This is a genomic window from Mucilaginibacter roseus (genome assembly GCF_021215455.1).
GTDB lineage: Bacteria > Bacteroidota > Bacteroidia > Sphingobacteriales > Sphingobacteriaceae > Mucilaginibacter > Mucilaginibacter roseus.
The window spans coordinates 278,286-298,157 of the sequence record NZ_JAJPWV010000001.1 but is presented as its reverse complement, the minus strand read 5'-3'; the positions used below and the strand labels follow the sequence as shown (position 1 = coordinate 298,157).

Annotated in this window: 17 protein-coding genes; 5 read left to right on the top strand and 12 right to left on the bottom strand. The window is 44.1% G+C overall.

Going from position 1 to position 19,872, the window contains the following annotated elements; all coding sequences use genetic code 11:
- Positions 1-102 precede the first annotated feature (102 nt).
- Positions 103-492, top strand: coding sequence for a hypothetical protein (locus LT679_RS01315; RefSeq protein WP_232175096.1), 390 nt, complete (start codon positions 103-105; stop codon positions 490-492).
- A 227-nt stretch (positions 493-719) separates the two neighbouring features.
- Here LT679_RS01315 and hscA read toward each other — a convergent pair whose 3' ends face one another.
- Positions 720-2,576: a Fe-S protein assembly chaperone HscA gene (gene hscA, locus LT679_RS01310; protein WP_232175095.1), complete on the bottom strand. Its 1,857-nt coding sequence runs from the start codon at positions 2,574-2,576 to the stop codon at positions 720-722.
- Positions 2,577-2,686: 110 nt separating this feature from the next.
- Here hscA and LT679_RS01305 point away from each other — a divergent pair, with 110 nt between their 5' ends.
- Complete coding sequence (locus tag LT679_RS01305; protein WP_232175094.1) at positions 2,687-5,524, top strand: TolB family protein; 2,838 nt, start codon at positions 2,687-2,689, stop codon at positions 5,522-5,524.
- Here the strand turns inward: LT679_RS01305 and LT679_RS01300 are convergent.
- Positions 5,521-6,249, bottom strand: a complete 729-nt coding sequence (locus tag LT679_RS01300) for an esterase family protein (RefSeq protein ID WP_232175093.1) — start codon at positions 6,247-6,249, stop codon at positions 5,521-5,523. The two genes, LT679_RS01305 and LT679_RS01300, sit on opposite strands and share 4 nt — an antisense overlap.
- 64 nt (positions 6,250-6,313) lie before the next feature.
- On the bottom strand, positions 6,314-6,910 hold the full coding sequence (locus LT679_RS01295; RefSeq protein ID WP_232175092.1) for a GDSL-type esterase/lipase family protein: 597 nt from the start codon (positions 6,908-6,910) through the stop codon (positions 6,314-6,316).
- A 215-nt stretch (positions 6,911-7,125) separates the two neighbouring features.
- On the opposite strand from LT679_RS01295, the gene LT679_RS01290 reads away from it, so the two are divergent.
- The gene (locus LT679_RS01290) at positions 7,126-9,621 is read left to right on the top strand and encodes a hybrid sensor histidine kinase/response regulator (protein ID WP_232175091.1); all 2,496 of its coding nucleotides are present in this window, start codon (positions 7,126-7,128) and stop codon (positions 9,619-9,621) included.
- Here the strand turns inward: LT679_RS01290 and LT679_RS01285 are convergent.
- The 6 genes from LT679_RS01285 to LT679_RS01260 all read right to left on the bottom strand — a co-directional run bounded on the left by LT679_RS01285 (position 9,618) and on the right by LT679_RS01260 (position 15,436).
- The gene (locus LT679_RS01285) at positions 9,618-10,985 is read right to left on the bottom strand and encodes a sigma-54-dependent transcriptional regulator (RefSeq protein ID WP_232175090.1); all 1,368 of its coding nucleotides are present in this window, start codon (positions 10,983-10,985) and stop codon (positions 9,618-9,620) included. The genes LT679_RS01290 and LT679_RS01285 overlap by 4 nt on opposite strands.
- Positions 10,986-11,077: 92 nt before the next feature.
- Positions 11,078-11,467 (bottom strand): hypothetical protein, encoded by a 390-nt coding sequence (locus LT679_RS01280; protein ID WP_232175089.1) that lies wholly within the window; start codon positions 11,465-11,467, stop codon positions 11,078-11,080.
- Positions 11,468-11,624: 157 nt separating this feature from the next.
- Positions 11,625-12,503, bottom strand: a complete 879-nt coding sequence (locus LT679_RS01275; RefSeq protein WP_232175088.1) for a glycoside hydrolase family 25 protein — start codon at positions 12,501-12,503, stop codon at positions 11,625-11,627.
- A gap of 67 nt (positions 12,504-12,570) precedes the next feature.
- Positions 12,571-13,125, bottom strand: coding sequence for an acyl-CoA thioesterase (locus LT679_RS01270; RefSeq protein ID WP_232175087.1), 555 nt, complete (start codon positions 13,123-13,125; stop codon positions 12,571-12,573).
- A 9-nt stretch (positions 13,126-13,134) separates the two neighbouring features.
- Positions 13,135-14,790, bottom strand: coding sequence for a M28 family metallopeptidase (locus LT679_RS01265; RefSeq protein WP_232175086.1), 1,656 nt, complete (start codon positions 14,788-14,790; stop codon positions 13,135-13,137).
- A gap of 355 nt (positions 14,791-15,145) precedes the next feature.
- The gene (locus tag LT679_RS01260; protein ID WP_232175085.1) at positions 15,146-15,436 is read right to left on the bottom strand and encodes a hypothetical protein; all 291 of its coding nucleotides are present in this window, start codon (positions 15,434-15,436) and stop codon (positions 15,146-15,148) included.
- Between the two features lie 85 nt (positions 15,437-15,521).
- Here LT679_RS01260 and LT679_RS01255 point away from each other — a divergent pair, with 85 nt between their 5' ends.
- Positions 15,522-16,667 (top strand): tetratricopeptide repeat protein, encoded by a 1,146-nt coding sequence (locus LT679_RS01255; protein ID WP_232175084.1) that lies wholly within the window; start codon positions 15,522-15,524, stop codon positions 16,665-16,667.
- On the opposite strand, the gene LT679_RS01250 is transcribed toward LT679_RS01255, so the two are convergent.
- Positions 16,664-17,248, bottom strand: a complete 585-nt coding sequence (locus tag LT679_RS01250; RefSeq protein ID WP_232175083.1) for a riboflavin synthase — start codon at positions 17,246-17,248, stop codon at positions 16,664-16,666. The genes LT679_RS01255 and LT679_RS01250 overlap by 4 nt on opposite strands.
- A gap of 55 nt (positions 17,249-17,303) precedes the next feature.
- Between LT679_RS01250 and LT679_RS01245 the strand changes: the two genes are divergently transcribed.
- On the top strand, positions 17,304-17,780 hold the full coding sequence (locus LT679_RS01245) for an NUDIX domain-containing protein (RefSeq protein WP_232175082.1): 477 nt from the start codon (positions 17,304-17,306) through the stop codon (positions 17,778-17,780).
- On the opposite strand, the gene LT679_RS01240 is transcribed toward LT679_RS01245, so the two are convergent.
- Positions 17,777-18,505, bottom strand: coding sequence for a (Fe-S)-binding protein (locus LT679_RS01240; RefSeq protein WP_232175081.1), 729 nt, complete (start codon positions 18,503-18,505; stop codon positions 17,777-17,779). The two genes, LT679_RS01245 and LT679_RS01240, sit on opposite strands and share 4 nt — an antisense overlap.
- Positions 18,506-18,519: 14 nt before the next feature.
- The gene (locus LT679_RS01235; protein ID WP_232175080.1) at positions 18,520-19,839 is read right to left on the bottom strand and encodes an MFS transporter; all 1,320 of its coding nucleotides are present in this window, start codon (positions 19,837-19,839) and stop codon (positions 18,520-18,522) included.
- Positions 19,840-19,872: the final 33 nt, after the last annotated feature.

Genomic DNA, 19,872 nt, shown 5'->3' with positions numbered 1-19,872 from the left:
AGCATCTTTACAATGAATCATGATCTATAACTACAATCTATTAACTAATAAAAACAATTTCATCACGCCAAGGCTTATTTATAAGTACCAATAACTAATGTTATGAATGCTTATAGCGATGATGAATTAAAGAACAACAACCCGAAAAGCGAAGCCAATGCTTATCCGGTTGATGATGATAGCAATCTGAAAGAGGAAAACCTAAAAAAATCCATATTGGGTGGCGAGGTAAAAAAGGCCGATGCTCCGGGTATGGAAAGCCACGGATATGGTGGCCATGCTTTTGGCGAGGAGAACAATACACCGTCCGGCGATGCGCCTAATAACCCCTCACAAAACGCGGGTTATACTAATGCGTACTTTGCTCGTACAGAACCGTCTGACGAGAAAAACGACAAGGTGAATTTCAAAAACGAGGAACAGGACGGAGAACCTAATTACGAGGCGTCACGCTCAGACAAGGACTTTACGCCTGACGAAGACGCAGATTAAAACAATGTACTATACAGGCATGAGCGACGCTACATCTAACAGTAGAACCGACTGATACGATCAGGTAAGCAGCCCCGGTATGTTCCGCTACCGGGGTTGTTTTTTATCATTACTATGTTGATGATTTTTTTAGTTTGTTTTGATTATACTTTTTTCCCGAGACATCAGTCAGACATATTTTTTCGACCGTAGCAAATAGTTGTAGCTCAGCAAGTATTTTAAACCTATTAGTCAATACTCTTACCCTTCATGGCATGGCTTATAGCCTGATCCATCAATCGCTCGGCAAAGGGGCGTGTAAATTCGTTTAGCTCATCAATGCGTTTATGTATCAAATCCTTATCGCCGCTATTTAATGCTTGCTTAAGTGCCGCTACATGCTCGTTAGTTTGAGCTGTTTCTTCAGCAGATACTGAGGTGCCGTGCTTCTGCAAAAAGCGCTCTACAGTATATATCATTTGTTCACCTTCGGTACGCGCCTCAATAATCATGCGCTGACTTACGTCGTCCTTGGCGTGGGTAATGCTATCCATAAGCATTTGCTCTACCTGATCATCAGTAATTCCATAGGTCGGTTTTACCTCAACTTCTTGTTTAACTCCCGACCGTAACTCAATGGCCTGCACCTTTAAAATACCGTCGGCATTCAATAAAAAATTTATGTCGATCTTTGGGAAACCTGCCGGCATTGCCGGTATTCCTTTCAGGTTAAACTCGGCCAGTTTGCGGTTCTCTTTCACCAGGTCGCGTTCGCCTTGGTATACCGCAACTTTCATGTTAACCTGTCCGTCAACTGAGGTGGTGTACTGCCTGCCTGCCTTGGTAGGCACCTTAGCATTACGGGGGATGATCACATCCATCAGGCCACCCATAGTTTCAATACCCAGCGAAAGCGGGGTGACATCCAGTAATAAAATATCCTTACGGTTACCGGCCATAATATCAGCCTGTATTGCGGCCCCTAAGGCAACCACCTCATCAGGGTTTACCTCATCATGCACCGGGCGACCGAAGAACTCAGCTACCATTTGCTTAACCAGCGCCGTGCGGGTTGATCCACCTACCATCACTACTTCATCAATCTGCTTAACGCTTAGTTTCGCGTCTTTAAGCGCGTTTTGGCAGCAGGTGATGGTTTGCTGCACTTTAGGCAATATTAGCTGCTCAAAGGTCTGTTTATCCAGCGTACACCATATATCGCCCAGTTGTTCATTAAAAAGGCTTTGGTGGGCGAAAGATTTTTTAGCTTCCTCGGCCTTTAAACGTAATTGCTGCGATAGTTCTCGGTTTTCCGCAAGCTGCGCTTTATCTAAATTGTTTTTCTCAATCCAGTAATCTATAATGGCGCGGTCAAAATCATCGCCGCCCAAAAAGGTATCGCCATTGGTGGCCAGCACTTCAAAAATGCCGTTTTGTATTTGCAGTATGGATACATCAAACGTGCCGCCGCCCAGATCGTACACGGCTATGGTTTTGGTTTCGTCGGGATTTAGACCTATGCCATAGGCCAAACTTGCGGCGGTAGGCTCGTTCACAATACGTAATACGTCTAACCCGGCAAGTTTACCCGCATCGCGCGTGGCCTGGCGCTGCGAATCATTAAAGTAGGCAGGTACGGTTATTACAGCGCGGTTAACAGGTGTTTTTAGGGCATGCTCGGCACGCTCTTTTAACTCTTTAAGTATAAGTCCGGATAACTCGATAGGTGTGTAAAACTTGTCGCCAACCTTTATTTTTACCAGGCTTTCGCTGTTATCATCAATAACTTTGTACGAGAAAAAGTCTTTGTAATTTTCAATGTCACGGTATGAGCGGCCCAGCAAACGCTTTACGGAAAATATGGTATTCTGCGGATCGGTAACCAGGTAGTTTTTAGCATCGTTACCAACCGTTACTTCGCCGGTTTGCCCAAAGTGAACAACCGACGGCACTAACACCCCCTTGCCGGCATCGTTAATTACCTGCGCATTTTTATCAGGATTAATGAACGCAACCAAAGAGTTGGTTGTGCCCAGGTCAATACCTACAATAATTTCTTCCTTCTGCAATGAGCCTGTTGCCAGGTTTATAGAAACTTTAGCCATAACACGGCAAATGTAATAAGATTTAACAGGCCGAATGTCTTTTTAATCTCTAATTACGATGCTGATAGCATAATTATTTATATTTTTGTCGCCCCGATTATTTACTTCGAATGGGCAGGCATTTAACGAGTTACACAGGCTATTTTACCAAAAATCTGCCCGCTATATTTTTAAGCTTTTTTTTGTTGGTGTTTTTTACAGATGGTAAAGCACAAACCTTTGGCGGTAACCCACCATCATTACAATGGAAACAGTTTAACACGCCAGCCGCGCGGGTAATATTTCCAGCCGGGATGGATAGCACCGGATTAAGGGTAACTGTGCTGATCAACCGTATAAATAACGTTGTAAAGCCTACCATCGGCTCCAAGCAAAAGCAGGTAAACATCGTATTACAGAACCAAACTACGGAGAGTAATGGCTATGTAGGCCTGGCGCCTTTTCGCAGCGAGTTTTACCTAACGCCACAGCAAAATAGTTTCGAACTGGGTAGTATACAATGGCCAGAAATGCTTGCTGTTCATGAGTTTAGGCATGTTCAGCAGTACAATAACTTTAACGTAGGCTTATCTCACATTTTAAAGGTTTTGTTTGGCGAAGGCGGGCAAGCGTTCGGCAATGCGCTGAGCGTTCCTAACTGGTTTTTTGAGGGAGATGCTGTTTATAACGAAACGCTGGTTAGCGCACAAGGCCGTGGGCGCTTACCATATTTTTACAACGGCTTTCGCGGGTTATGGGCTGCCGGCAAAAACTATAGCTGGATGAAGTTGCGTAACGGATCGTACATTGATTACGTGCCCAACCATTACCCCCTGGGTTATATGATGGTAGCTTACGGACGTGAACAATATGGCGATGCTTTTTGGCGCGATGTTACCCATGATGCCGCGGCTTATAAAAGCTTATTCTATCCGTTTCAAAACAGTGTTAAAAAGCATACAGGCGTAAACTTCCCAGCTTTTCGTACTGACGCGTTAAATTATTTCAGGCAGCAGTTTAACGATGCACCGCCGCAAAAATCGGCAAAGCACTTTGTTGCCGATGAAGAGTTTCCGGTTTTTGTAAATGACAGCACGATAATTTATCTGAAAAGCCCTTACGATAATATAGCGTCTTTCGTTATTCGTACAGGAAGCAACGAGCGGAAGATCACCACTCGCGCTATATCGCAGGACAGGTATTTTGATTATAGCAATGGCAAAATAGTGTACGCCGCCTATCGGCGCGATCTGCGGTGGGGTTATCGCAATTACCATGAGTTAAGGGTGGTCGACGTTAACAACGGGCGTGAACGCACTATCACCAACAAAACCAAATATTTTTCTCCATCGTTCAGCACTAATGGCAGTAGGATTGTAGCTGTTCAGGTAAATCCAGATGGTAAATCAGCATTACATATACTTGATGCACAATCGGGTAAGCTTATATCGGTTTTGCCTAATATAAGCCACTTATTCTATACATATCCAAAGTTTAATGGCAATAATATCATCTCCGCTGCCCGCAACGCCAAGGGCGAGATGGGTATAATTAAGGTAAACGCAATTACCGGCAGCCAGGAAACATTACTGTCATTCGGTTATCAGCCAATAGGCTATACCAGTGTTAAGCAGGATACTATTTACTTTACCGGTACATCCGGAAATAATGACGAGTTGTTTGCCTTTTCAATTACCTATAAAAAGCTATTTAAGCTACGTAGTAACGTTAAAACAATCGGGAGCTATCAACCAACAACATCAGCCAATAAAGTAGCTTGGGTGGGTTTCACTGCAAGCGGCTATCAAATTACGCAAGCCGATAAGCGCGATATGCAATGGGACGCCGTAAGTGCTAATGAGCTGCCGGGTGGTTTGCCCGGTTACCGCGTTTCGTCGCTTAACAAAAACGTAGCATCGGGCTTAATTGAGCGGGTTGAAGATACGGTATATAACTACCCGGTTACCAAATACAAGAAAGGTTATAACCTTTTCAATTTTCATAGCCTGATACCGGAGATCAGTGACCCGGATTACCGCATATCAATAGCCGGACAAAATATACTGAACACATTTGAGTCGAATATTTACTTTAATTACAACCGTAATGAGGGCTATAAACAAGCGGGTTTTGATTTCATTTATGGCGCGCTTTTTCCTTATCTTTCATCGGGTGCCGACTACATTTATGAACGCAGGCGCATATACCGGGGCAGCGATATTTACTGGAACGAGTTTAACATACATGGCGGCATCCAATTGCCTTTTAACTTTACACGAGGCAAAAAAATTACCGGCCTTAATGTAGGTACTGATATATACTACGCGCAAACCAATTACCAGGACGGTTTTGAAGCGTTTAACAGGCACTTTACATATCTTAACAGTTACCTCTCATTTTCAACCCGTATTCAGCAGGCAAGGCAGCATATCAACCCGCGCTGGGGGCAATCGTTTTTGTTTATCTATAAAAACGGTTTAAGTTTGCCGGCGCATCAGTATTTGGCATCCGGTACCTTTTACTTACCCGGTTTATGGCCTAACCACAGTTTGGTTATTAACGCCGCTCACCAGGAACATGGCCTGAATAACGAGGTAAGCTTTTCAAACAACTTTCCATTTTCAAAAGGATATTCTGTTGAAAACCTGTACCGGATGGATAAACTTGGCGCAAATTATCATTTCCCAATTGCTTATCCAGATGCCGGCGTAGCCAATACCATCTACCTGTTGCGTATCAGGGGTAACGCATTTTATGAATACACCCGCGCGTCGGATTTTTACAACACGGGCAATAAGTTTAAAGCGAACTTCCGCAGTGTGGGCGGAGCGGTGTTTTTTGATACGAAGGTCTTTAATGAAACATCTATCTCATTCGGCTTAAGATACAGCCGGCTGCTTGATCCTGATCTGTTTGGCGGTACAGGGCGTGATAGGTTTGAAATTGTGCTGCCTGTAAGTATATTTTAAAGATATAACCTCACCATTTGTCGCCAGTAACGAGGGCGATGCGCATAATTATCCCATATATACAAGTTATTTGGAATGCCTTTATCCCACAATAGCTGACTAAACTCGTAATTATTTGCCAGGAAAGGGTCGGTTTCGCCTATAGCAAATATGTATTCCGACCTACGGATGCTATCGAGCAAGTCGCTCTGTTGCATATTACCCATGAATTGTATGGGTGAGTTGTAGTAGATGTTATCATTGCGGTAGCCATCAAACAGATCCTTAAAATCATTAATGTAACGTGTAAGATCGTACCGGCCGCTCATGCATATCACTTTGTTAAATAGTGCCGGATGCTTAAGCGCAATGTTTGCGGCATGAAATGCCCCCATGCTGCACCCGGCCACTTCCAATACCCCGGTATTATTTTTTGATCGGATAAAAGGTAGTACTTCCTGCAATATGTAATCTTCATATTGAAGATGCCGGGCTATTCTTTCTGATGGGTGAATGGCTTGATTATAAAAGCTTTCGGCATCTATGCTATCTACGCAATATACCTGTAATTGCCCGTTATCAAGCTGATCACGCAATACTTCAATTATACCCCAATTTTCGTAATCGTAAAACCGGGCCATCCGCGTAGGAAAGAAAAGTACGGCCCGACCGCTGTGCCCGAACACCAAAAGCTCCATGTTGCATTGCAAATGGGTACTATACCATTTATGATATTCGCGATTCATTGAGGAGGCATAGCTTTTGGTAGTGAATATCAGTAGCGCATGTTACTTAATTATGAACAAATAGTTAATGATGGCGATACAACTGTTCGGCAACCACTTGCTTCCATAACTCGTAGCCCTCCTTGCTCAAATGCAAACCGTCATTAACAAAGTATTTACCTTTCGGATAGTCGCCTGCATCAACCATATGGCTAAATATATTGATAAAATGCCAGTTGTTGCTGCTTTTAACTATTTCTGTCTCAATTAAATTGTTGGTGTACTTAAACCTGTCGATGATATTGCGCCTGCTGATGCTTGGCTTAAGCGATATGTAATAGCATGGTATGTTACCAAAACGCCGGCTAACCTCAACCATAAGCTGCTTAAAAAAAATATAGACTTCTTCTGGCGTACGTCCGTCGCCAAGGTCGTTATCACCGGCGTAAACCACCAGCCTCTTAGGTTTATAGGTAAGCATTATCCGCTCAAAAAACCATACGCAGGCAGCTAATGTGGATCCGCCAAAGCCCAGGTTGATGGGTTTAAGGTCGGCAAAATCATTATACAGGTTCTCCCATAACCTTATGGATGAGCTGCCGTAAAATAATGTTTCGGGCTCATAGGTAAGTTGCTGGCTCCTTTTCTCTAACTGCTTAACGTCTTCTTCGTACCAATACATTCACAATTGCTTTTGCGGTTTCAAAGTAAGCAAATAATATTCCAGCGCAATATTAACATTTACTTTTTGCCGTCCGGTATACAGCTACATCAAAGCAAACATTTGCGGCGGTTGATAGTTTTTTAGCTATCTGCACATGCCGCGTTATATCAGGTGATAAACGAAAATGGCTGTGTATTACGTTATAATAGTTTTTTAATTTCCTCGATAACTGAATGGCTGACAACCAGTGGAAACGTTTTATGCGCTCGATAAAGGGAAAGGTAGTGTTTGCCTTTATGTTGGCTTGCGTTGCCCTTTTTTTAGCATGGAATGTTAGCCGTGGCGCATTTAGTGAAATGCTTTCAGCGGTTGAAAATATATCTGCGCCTAACAACAAGCTACGTATTGTAAATGATCTCTCGCGCCGTGTGGCACAACTCGATCAGATGCAACGTATGCAGGTACTGCGTAACGGCGGTGAGCATGATAGCTTTTTTAAGGAGACCCGCCGCATCAACCGGTCAATTGATACTTTGCAGGGTTATTACCAGAACGACAGGGTGCAGCTTTGGCGCCTTAAGTCATTACGTAAGTTGTTGCGCGAACGCGATAAGCTTTTTATGAACTATTTAAAGGTTCGGGAAAAGCTGGTAAACAACAAATTATTCTCTGCACAGGTTGAAGTGCTGAACGATTTGGTTGATAAAAATGCCCGGGCGGATAGCGCGGCCGTTACCACTGAGAAAAAGGTGTCTACCACCATTGTTTATCCGCAAAACAACGAGGACAGACGCGGTTTTTTTGGCAAGCTTTTCGGCAAAAAGAAACAGCCTGCCGATACCGCCTATAAAGTAGTGAGCGAACAGCTTAACATCGAAAAAGATACCGTAGCTCAAGCCATAAAAGACAGCATTATGGAAAGCATGACGCAGGCTGTCGCCCGTATCGAGAAAAACCAGCTGCGTAAAAGCGCTCAATTCATCAACCAGGAAGTGGTGCTGGCCAAAGCCAATACCAAGATTATCACCCAAATTTTGTCGATACTTAAACAGGTTGAAAATGAAGTGGTATCGCAAATTGAATATAATAACGGCCATGCTAAAACGGTTGTAAATACCAGCGTCAAAAAAATCAGCCTGATCATGCTCGGCTTTTTCCTGATTACCCTGATCCTGGTATCGCTGATCCTGATTGACATATCGCGAAGCAACCGTTACCGTAAAGAATTGGAGGAGGCCAAGGAGATAGCTGAATACCACGGTATGGCTAAGCAACGCTTTTTATCCAACATGAGCCATGAGATACGGACGCCGCTGCAATCTATCATTGGCTATGCCGAATTGATCAGGCAGCAGGAACATCCACGCCGCAACCATATCGAGGCGATATATCAGTCATCGGGCCACCTGATGCAAATTGTTGATGAGGTGCTGGATTATAACCGCATCATATCCGGTAAATTCACGTTTACCAACGCAGCCTTTAACATGCTGGATGTACTAAATGAGGTAGCCTCGGTGGTGCGTTTTCAGGCCGAAAAAAAGCAGCTTGAGCTTGAGCTTAAAGCGGGCTTTGCACCTGATCTTTATGTTAACGGCGACTCCTTCAGGCTTAAGCAAGTGTTGTATAATTTGCTGGGTAACGCTATCAAGTTTACCGAGCAAGGATCAGTGCGGTTGTTGGTAAGTTGCGCCAAAGCGGATGGCCGTGCTAATTTTACTTTCAGGGTAGCTGATACAGGTATGGGTATGGCCCCGGCCGATCTGCTTAAAATATTTAATGAATTTGAACAGGCCGATAACAACCGGACGCAAATTGGCACCGGGCTGGGCTTAACTATCAGTAAACAATTGGTTGAAGCACAGGGCGGAAGTATACACGTAAACAGCCAGTTAGGCAAAGGTTCAAACTTTATATTCCATTTGAGTTTTTCGGTAGTTGCCGCGCCAGAGAAACTTCATCAGCATCACACACCGACTCTGCTTAGCGCAGGGACAGATATGGTTTGGATAGTTGATGATGATAATTTCATTTTGGAGATGTGTTCATTAATGCTAACCAAACATAACGTCAGTCATCGCAGCTTTAACTCGGCTCAGCAGGTGCTTGATGCTGAATGGACAAGTGATGTAAAATATATCCTGATGGATATACGCATGCCCGGCATGAGCGGTATTGAACTTTGTAAAATACTCCGCGAAAAGCTACCTCAGGATGTACACCTTTACGCGCTTACCGCACAGGTTATACCACAGGAGCGCGAAAGTATATTAGCGGCCGGCTTTAACGGAATACTTAAAAAGCCATTTAAGGAGCAGGAACTAATTGAGATACTTGACCTGGATGAGGAAACGGTCGCGCCGGCTGAAACCATTGATATTAGTAATCTTGAAAAAATGACCTTTGGCGACAAGGAGCAATTGGCGCGGATACTCGAATTGTTTACGGAAGATACGCTGAATGACATCAACAGCTTAAAGCGTTTGCTTGAAAACTATACCGACGATGTGCTTGAAGAGATAGCGATAACCGTACACCGCATGGCCGGACGTACGGCGCAAATTGGCGTAAAAAACCTGGCTGCCGATTTGCGCTCGGCAGAGCTTGAATTAAATAAGGCGGAAACGCTTACTAATCTGCACACTAATAAGTTGCTGGCATTGATCATCCGCTTGCAGCAGGTACGCGAGCAGATACGCCGCGATTACCTGCATAACGCCGAGGTTTAAGAGTCGAGCCCGTAGCGCTCAATTTTAGCGTACAGGGTTTTCCGGTCAATATTTAACAACTTGGCCGCTTTTGATTTATTGTATTTTACCTTTTGCAGTGTTTGCTGAATAACCGCTTTTTCATTAGCCTCGTTCAGGGCTTTCAGGTCAGCATCAGCGGGTGGTGTTACCGGCAGGTGGGTAATGTAATTGCTCATCTCGTCAGGTAGCGATTCAGCACCGGCTTCTTCTCCGCGGGTTAACAGCACCATACGTTTGATCACGTTTTTTAGCTCGCGCAGGTTACCCGGCCAGTCATAACGGTTAAGCAACTCCATTGCCTCGGGCGATATGCTTTTAACGTTACGTTCAAGCTCCTGGTTAGCGATGGTAATAAAATGGTTGATGAACAATTGCACGTCCCGGCCACGCTCACGCAGGGCGGGTATCTGTATCTTAAATTCATTTATACGGTGATACAAATCCTGGCGAAAATCACCATTGCTTACACTGCTCAGCAGGTCATCATTAGTAGCGGCTATAATACGTACATCAACTTTGATCTGTTTGGTGCTGCCCAATGGTTGTATAGTGTTCTCCTGCAAGGCGCGCAACAGTTTTACCTGCACATCATAACTCAGATTGCCAATTTCATCCATAAACAGGGTGCCGCCATCAGCTACTTCAAACAAGCCTTTTTTGTCGGTAAGTGCACCTGTAAAAGCGCCTTTTATATGCCCGAACAGTTCGCTTGCTGCCAGATCTTTTGACAAGGCGCCGCAGTCAATAGCTATAAATGGTTTATCGGCACGTTTGCTGCGCTCGTGAATAAATCGCGCGGCATGTTCCTTACCTGTACCGCTTTCGCCCTGTATAACCACCGACATGTCAGTAGGTGCAACCAGGTCAATGTATTCGTAAAGTTTATCTGATTCGGCACTTGTACCCTTTATAAACCCGGGATAGCTGGTAGTACCAGCCTGCGCCGATTTAGTAGTTTTAACTGTTTCTTCCTTTTGATCGCTTTTTTCCGAAAGCGCTGATTTCAAGATCATCAGTAATTCATCAGGATTCACGGGCTTGGTAATATAGTCGGCTGCGCCGGCCTGGATAGCTTTTACCGCGGTACGTACATCATTAAAGCTGGTCATCATCACCGCCGGAGTTTTTAAACCCTTGTTATGCGCATGGGCCATAACTTCGAGACCGGTACCGTCAGGTAAACGGTAATCAAGCAGTAGCAGATCAAACGCTTGGTCATCCAGTTGCGCTAAAGCGTTCCTGATATTATTAACAGCAACAACCTCATGACCGTTTCTGGGTAAAAAGCCTTGTAGTATTTGTGAAAATGTAGTATCGTCCTCAACCAGTAATATTTTTGCCATCGGTAGTTTGTTGCAAATAAGGCGTAAAAATACAAAAGCCGGAATAAATTCCGGCCTTTGATGTTGAGGTATATTGTGATTATGAGTGCTTATTATTGCTTAACCGGGCGTCCGTCCTTGTCAAGCTTCACAAATCGCAGGTCATCACCTTTTTTAAGGTTAATGATGTAGTACTCTGAAGTACCTGCTTTTACTAATGATGCATCAACCGCAGTATATTCTTTTACCGCATCGCTTTTCAGCGTGGTTTTAATTGCTTCCGGCAACTCTTCAACTTTTACCGGGGTTTTTACTTCCTGTGCTGTTGCGCCTGCTGTAGCTGTGGCTGCTCCGTTAGCACCGGCGGCAGTTGAATCCTGTTGGGTTTGTTGTGCCGGTTGTTGCTGTGATGCTGCAGGCTGAGTGGTTGATGTATTTTGTGCGTTTGCGTTTACTACTCCTATTAGGCCTAAAAAGGCTACTGACAAAATGATCTTTTTCATAGTATATATATTTTGTTTAAGTACGATAACATATACTACACAATTGTGCCAGTTGGTTAGATGATTTTAATTAGTCTATAATTCAGTTAGTTAGCAAAATTCAGCTGATTAAAGTGTGGGGAGCATCTCCACAATGTGCCCTGTTAAGCGGCAAAAATCAGGGGATTAGTAACTGTTTAAATTGAGCGCTATCACCTTTAAAGGCGTTAAAATCTACTTCATGGGCTATTCCATTTACAAAAGCCCTGTCCGAATGTTGCCAGAACCACCAGTTGGTTCCCTCAGGTAAATTCAGTTCATGCTTGTAATAATGCGCGATCCATAAAGGGTATTCATCAAAGTGTCCATCAAGGTATTGCTTGTAAAAACTGATGTTGGTATAAATAACCGGCTTCACATGAATTTTCTTTTCAACGTGATTAATGAAGTCTGTAAGCTCCTGTCGCAATTTTTCGGGACTTACACCATCTGTCACTTCAATATCAACAACCGGTGGTAGGTCACCGCTTTCAGGTTTAACGTTCTGCAAAAAGAAACGCGCCTGCCATAATCCATCTTTTTTGGGGTGGAAGTAATGATACGCGCCGCATACAATGCCAAACTTAGGTGCCTCGCGCCAGTTGCGTTTAAAATATGGATCGGCAGTAAGTAAACCTTCGGTTGCTTTTATAAAGGCAAAGCGGATGCGCACGCTGTCCTCTTCCATTTTGCTAACCTGTTGCCAATTTATCTGCCCCTGGGCATACGATACATCGATGCCGTGAATTTTATAAGCAACCGGTATATCTATATTAAAACTTTTGTAGGTGCGATAAGTGGCAGGTTTGCCATTATCCCATAGCCAACGCCAGGTTGAGGAGAAAAATTTAACCACATACCCGTAGTAAAAAGGTGATAGTAATATCAATGCTAAACCAATAGCGTAAGGATACCAGTTGAACTTATTGCCCGGCTTCTTCTTTTTAGTTACTGCCGACGGCTTACGTTTTACCGTTGTTTTGGGTTTTGCGGTAACTGATTGTTTACGGGGTGGCACGGCGCAAAATTATAAAAATAAAGCAGGCTGTTTTGAAGCCTGCTTTATTTTGTGAGGATATGCAACACTAACTCTTCCGCTGAATGATGCATCGTTCATTCTTGAGCAATTCTTCTGATTCTGCTATCTCGTAAACCGACTTCATGCGCTTTTCCTCCGTCTTATAATATTTCTTTAATTCCTTACGGTGAAAGGCCTGGTAAAAGCGGCGCACTTCTTCGTCGGTTTGCAGGATTAGGCCGGGCACGGGCAGCGTGTTGCGGTGCTCATCCATAGCCACCATGGTGAGGTAGCTGGTATTGGTGTGTTTAACTTGCTGGGTGGTCACGTTTTCTGATATTACTTTGATGCCGATAACCAGCGAGGTTTTGCCCACATAGTTCACGGATGCCAATAGCGAAACCAGTTCGCCCACTTCAACAGGAGCCAAGAAGTCAATCGTATCAACCGAGGCGGTAACGCAGTAGGCCCTGGCGTGTTTGGCGGCGCATGCATAGGCCACTTTATCCATTAAACCCATAATGATACCGCCATGTATCTTGCCGCCAAAGTTGGAATATGCAGGTATCATCAGTTCGGTCAAGGTAGTTTGCGATGCGGCAACGGTTTTATAATCTTCCATGAATTGATACTATTTGCCTGCCATTGATTTTTCGCGGATCGCCCTGAACTCTGAATTCTTTTTCCATTGCGGAAAGGTGGTTTCGCCGGCCAGTTGAGTGCCGATCTGGTACAAAATATTTGCTGTTTGCGTCATGCCGCTCAGGTCCATATCGGGCGTGTAGTTATCTGAAGCCTGGTGATAGTGTTCATCTGTGTAAATCTTATCCTGTTCTTCACCCCACTTGCGGCCATGAGTTTTGCTGTCAGGCCCGGTGTGCATATCTAACGCAGGCACGCCAACTTTAGCGAAGTTAAAATGATCCGACCGGTAATAGCCACCAGCGCCGGGTGTAGGGTCGGCTTCAACAGTCAGGCCTTGTTTTTTGGCTATGGCTTCTACATAGTCTTCCAGGTCGTTTTGCCCTTTGCCGGTTATTGGTATGTCTTTGCTTTCACCATTTGGCGATAGGGCATCCATGTTCAGGTTTCCCACGGTTTTATTTAATGGGAATAGCGGATGCGTGGCATAATATTCCGAGCCTAATAAGCCCTGTTCTTCGGCTGTTACTGATAAGAACAAGATGGAGCGCTGTGGCTGCTCCTTAGCGTTTTTAAAAGCCTTCGCCATAGCGAGCAGTGCCGCCGTTCCGCTGGCATTATCAACCGCGCCATTGTAAATGCTGTCACCTTTTGTATCAGGCTGGCCAATACCCAGGTGATCCCAGTGGGCCGTGTAAACAATGTATTCATCAGGCCTTGTGCTTCCCTTTAAAACTGCTGCTACGTTGTGCGATGTTGAGTACTTTAATTTATTGCTGATACTGATGGTCGCCATGGTATTAAGCGGCACAGCCTTAAAATCTTTCTTTCGTGCATAAGCGCGCATATCTTCCGTTATTCCTGCATTGGCTAACAGTTTTTTGGCTGTCTCCTCACTTAGCCAACCCTCCATTTTGCAGCGCGAAAGATGCTTGTCCGACTGCTGTAAATAGAGTTTTGATCCCGAAAAGCTGGTATTTACTACGCTCCATGGGTAACTTGCCGGTTCTGATTGATGAACGATGAGCACACCCGCAGCACCCTGGCGGGCAGCTTCCTCATATTTGTACGTCCAGCGGCCGTAATACGTCATGGTATCTCCATGAAACAGGGTGCGGTTTCCCGACTTAAAACCAGGATCGTTCACCAGCACCACTACTGTTTTGCCCTTAACATCCATATCTTTGTAGTCGTTCCACCCATACTCGGGCGCTACAACACCGTAACCGGCAAACACCAGGGGAGAGTTTTTTATTTCTATTGATGGTAATTCCTGCCGGGTTGATGCCACAAAATCGGTACCCGGTTTCAGCGTTGCCGAAGCTTTGCCATTTAACTGCATGGCAGTAGGCGTGCCGGTAATTTCAACCAAAGGTACATCCTGAAAGTAGCTGCCCTTGTTAGCCGGTTCCAAACCTATTTGCTTAAACTGGGCAGCCAGGTAATTAATAGTTTTGGTTTCACCTTCGGTAAACGGCTTACGGCCGGTAAGCGAATCATCTGCTAATACGGAAAGATATCCGCGAATGTCGTTATCCGTAATTGCGCCGGTAGCCGTTTGTGTATCGGCCTTTTTGTTATTGCCGCAGCCGTACCAAACGGCAGTTGTTAGCAATAGGCCAAAGGTTAGGGTGTTGCGTTTCATGGAGTTCATACTCAAATGTAGTAAGCGCATTTTAAAAACGCAATTCCGCAGTATATACCCTATCGTCTACTCAATGCTGCGTTTCGTCGATAACAATTGTGTTAAACAAATTAAGCTGTTAGATTTAATGAGTCGATATGTAAGCGAGCGAATTATCGATCAGTGTGTTTAAATATTAATAGGCCCGTCTCATAAGCATTTTATGGGGCGGTTTTTTTATTTCAAGTCATTCAGTAATTTCAACACATTCTTTTAGCTTTTAAATGTAATTCGTCAGTTTATAGTGAAGCACCCCCTATCAAAATAGAAGGCCGTATCAAATTGATACGGCCTTCTTTATCACTGAATTGCAGAGTTATACGTTATTGATAGCTTCCTGCTCTTTCAGGGCAGTTATATTATTCTTATCGCTAAACTCATCGGTTTGTTGAGCAAAATCATCCAGTATTGCGGCAATGGTGTCCAGGTTATCTGCTACACGTTGGTGCATATCCGGCAGATCCTTTTCTAACCTTTTATCGCCAAGCTCAATGTTGTCCACTTCTATTTTAGCGATCTTCTGTATTAAAGCCGTCTGGCTGTTTTTTAAATCCTCAAGCTCATGGACAATTTTTTCCATCAGCGCGAACTTCTTTAACTTATCCATAGTTTTTAATTTATGATATGTTGTCAATAAAACAATAACTCTGCCAAAGTTTGGATATGTCAAAATCAACTAATAAATTAGTTGAATGAAAAATATGTTAACCTTCCTTGTCGCAATTTGCTTATTCGTTACTGTAAACGCACAAAATTCGCATAAACACGATGCCGTGGTTTTACTTGACTATTACCAAAACCAACGCTATGCTGATGCCTACTCCTACCTGCAAGGCATATATGGTGATGATGTAGCAGAGCCGAAAATACTGTCTGCGTTGGCATACACCGCTCAAATGAGCGGCAAGCTCCCCCAGGCTGAAGGTTATTACCTGCGTATCCTTCAAACCGACTCGCTTAACATACCAGTACTGTTCAACCTGGGCAATATCAACAACCGCCGGGGGAATAGCGCTAAAGCCATTACTTATTACAAACAAATACTTAAAAAGGATAGCACCAACTTTAACGTTTACAGGCAACTAAGCTCACTTTCAAAAAGCCTGGCTGATATAGGGAGTTATGTTTATTACTTACAAAAAGCTAATAAAATAAATCCGTTGGATGGCGATGTAGCTTTTGATTTGAGCAGCTTTTACGTGACTGTTAAACAACTCGATCAGGCCGACAAGATATTGTCGCCTGCTTTAGCGGCAGACAGTACTAACCTTACGCTTATTTTAGGTAAGGCCAAAATAACTTTTCAGCAGGGTAAAACTGCAGAAACTATTAGCCTATGTAATAAGCTGATGCAGGAAGGTGATATGTCTGGCGCGGTGATCAGCATGTTAGGTACCTCTTATTATATCGAGAAAAAATACCGGCAATGTATTGAGACGTACAGCAAGTTGACCGATGACACGCAGACTGAAGCGTCACTTTATTATACCGGAATGGCTTACAAGGGTTTAAAAGATCAACCTAAGGCAATCGGTTATTTTGAAAAGGCTATTGAGAAGGCCATTTCACCGTCCGTCGATTCTTACTATGGCGAGATAGGCGAAAGTTACGACCGGCTTAATAAAACCAAATTATCGTTAGCTGCATACCAAAAAGCATTACAATACAATGAGCGACCAGTTACGTTGTATGCGCTGGCTGTTATATATGATGACAAGCTAAAGAATAAGAAACAAGCCATCAGATACTATAAAAAATACCTGGCATCAAAACCACCTAAAAGCCATGGGCAATATATGGCCTACAGCAGCTCACGCATTGAAGCATTGAGCCGTTAGCGCTGCATGAGGCGGGCTACATATTTGCCAATGATGTCGAATTCAAGGTTTACTACAGAGCCAACACGCACGTGCTGCAAATTGGTATGCTCATAAGTATAAGGTATAATAGCCACCGAAAAACTGTTGGCTTTTGAATTAACCACGGTAAGGCTTATCCCATTTACACAGATTGACCCTTTTTCAACGGTTACGTTACCTTTTGAACTGTCATATTCAAAGGTGTATTCCCAGCTACCATCATGCTCAATAAAAGCTGTACAGATAGCGGTTTGGTCAACATGGCCTTGAACGATGTGGCCATCCAAACGGGCATTCATTTGCATACAGCGTTCCAGGTTTACCAGATCACCGGTTTGCAGGTGGCCGAGGCTGGTTTTGCTCAGCGTTTCGTCAATAGCGGTTACCGTATGCAAACCATCGGCAACGGCAACAACCGTAAGGCAAACGCCGTTATGCGCAACTGACTGATCTATCTTTAACTCATGCGCGATGGCTGATTCAACCGTGATGTGCAGGTTGCTTTGCTCCTTTTCGAGCGTTACTATCCGGCCAAGCGTTTCAATAATACCTGTAAACATGGGGCAAAACTAATTATAAATGCAGTGGTTTTAATAGCAAATCAAAATATTGACCATGCCACAACAAAGCGCCGGTATTTTACTGTATAAGATGCTGAATAATGAGCCGATGATATTCCTGGTACACCCCGGCGGCCCGTTCTGGAAAAACAAGGACAAAGGTGCATGGTCAATCCCGAAAGGAGAACTTGATCCGGATGAAGATACACTGATGGCCGCTCAGCGCGAGTTTGAAGAAGAGACCGGGCAAAAGATTCATGGAGAGTTTACCCCCCTGCCGCCGGTGAAACAGCGCAGCGGTAAAATAGTAAACGCCTGGGCGGTTGAGGGCGATGTAGATGTAAACAACATTGTAAGCAACACCTTTGCATTACCCTGGCCGCCCAAATCAAGCAAAACCATAATAATACCCGAGGTTGATAAAGGCGACTTTTTTACTGTGGATGATGCGCGTGTTTATATCAACCCTGGTCAGATTCCTCTGATAGATGCATTACTGGAGATTTTAGCCGGGAACAATCAACCTGATTAAACATTCCCCCAGCCGTTGGCCAGTACATCGGCCAGGTGGTAAGTTTTTATGGGCAAGTTATTTTTATCGATATAAGCCTGCAGATGTAGCAAACATGAGGCATCAGTAGAGATGATGTAATCGGCACCGGCAGCGAGGGCATTATCTACCTTTTGCTGCGCCATAGCGCTGGCAATAGCCTCGAACTTAACAGAGAATGTACCGCCAAAACCGCAGCAGGTTTCATTATCCTTCATTTCAACCAGCTCTAAACCGAAAACTTTCGATAATAGTTGACGAGGCTCATCCTTGATATGGCATTCGCGTAAGCCGCTGCAACTATCATGATAAACGGCACGGCCATCAAGTTCGGCACCGAAGTAATCAAACTGCAAAATATTTACTAAAAAATCCGACAGCTCGTAAATATTGCTTTGAATGTTACGGCATTTGTTATGCTCGATAGTATTGGTGAACAGATCGTTGTAGTAATTTTTCACCATGCCAGTGCATGATGCTGATGGGGTTACAATAATGCTGTCCTGCTCAAAGTCGTTCAAAAACTTAGTGCCTACTTCTTTGGCCTCATCCCAAAAACCGGCGTTAAAAGCAGGTTGCCCGCAGCAGGTTTGGTTAGGGTTGAACGACACATTGCAACCCGCCTTTTCAAGCAGTTTTACGGTGTTAAAAGCCGTTTCAGGGTATAACTGATCAACAAAACAGGGTACAAATAACTCAACCTTCATCGGCACAAATAAAATTAAACGGCACTAAAATCAGCATTTTTACTGTGTTTTTTCTCTGCCGCCAGCAAAACAAATAAAAGTATTAATCCGATGGCGAAGTAAACGCATAGCGCGAGTGTTGAATTACGCATGCTGCCGCTCAGCTCCTCGATGAAACCAAAGCTGAACAAACCACCTACAATGGCCAGCTTTTCGGTAACGTCAAAAAAGCTAAAGAAAGACGCAGTGTCCGGAATATTTTGCGGGAGATACTTTGAATAAGTGGATCGCGAAAGCGACTGTATGCCGCCCATTACCAAACCTACCAGCACAGCGAGTATATAAAACTGTGTTGCCGTGGTTATAAAGTATGCTGATACACAAACCACTATCCATAGCATAACCACGATAAGCAGGATGCGCACATTACCAAACTTAACCGCCAGGCGCGACATTAAAATAGCACCGCCAATGGCAACCAGTTGAATAATGAGTATAATAGCGATTAACGCCTCCTGCTGTAAACCTAACTCCTTGGCGCCGAAACTGGTGGCCACCAGCATTACGGTTTGTACACCCATGGAGTAAAAGAAGAACGCCGGTAAAAACTTTTTGAGCAAAGGCATCCGACCGATTTTGTTCCAAACTTTTCCTAACTCGGCAAAGCCACCTTTTATGATGTTTTTATGTTGCGTGGTGGTATTTGGCTCCCCTTTTGGCAATATGGTAAACGGGATCTGCGCGAAGGCTATCCACCACACACCTACCAGCAAAAACGACAGGCGCGGCGGTAATGAAGCATCGGTTATACCAAACCACTCAGGTTTTAATACGAATGCAAAGCAGATCAATTGCAGCAATACACTGCCGATATAGCCGTAAGTAAAGCCCTTCGCGCTCACCTTATCCTGCATTTCGATACTGGCAATTTGGGGTAGATATGAGTTGTAAAATACAAATCCCCCACAATAACCAATGGCCGCCATGGCGAAGCAGATAATGCCCAGCTCAATATTGCTTTTGTTAAAAAAGAACAGCAGCCCGCAGCTTATAGCGCCTATCATGGTGAAGAACTGCATGAACACCTTTTTGTTGCCGCGAAAGTCGGCAATGGCGGTTAGTACCGGCAGCATGAGGGCAATAACCAGGTAAGCAGCAGCCAATGCATAATCAGCAAGGGCGGTATTGATAAAGGTATAGCCAAAAAAGTTAACCTTGTGGGTACCGTTGTTGGCGGTGATAGCGGTGTAGTAGGCCGGGAATATCGTAGTAGTGATCACCAGGTTGTAAGCCGAGTTGGCCCAATCAAACATAGCCCACGACCAAATGGTGCGTTTATTGTCTTTCAGTTGCATTGATGAACTAAAGTATGTAAAATTTGATACTTA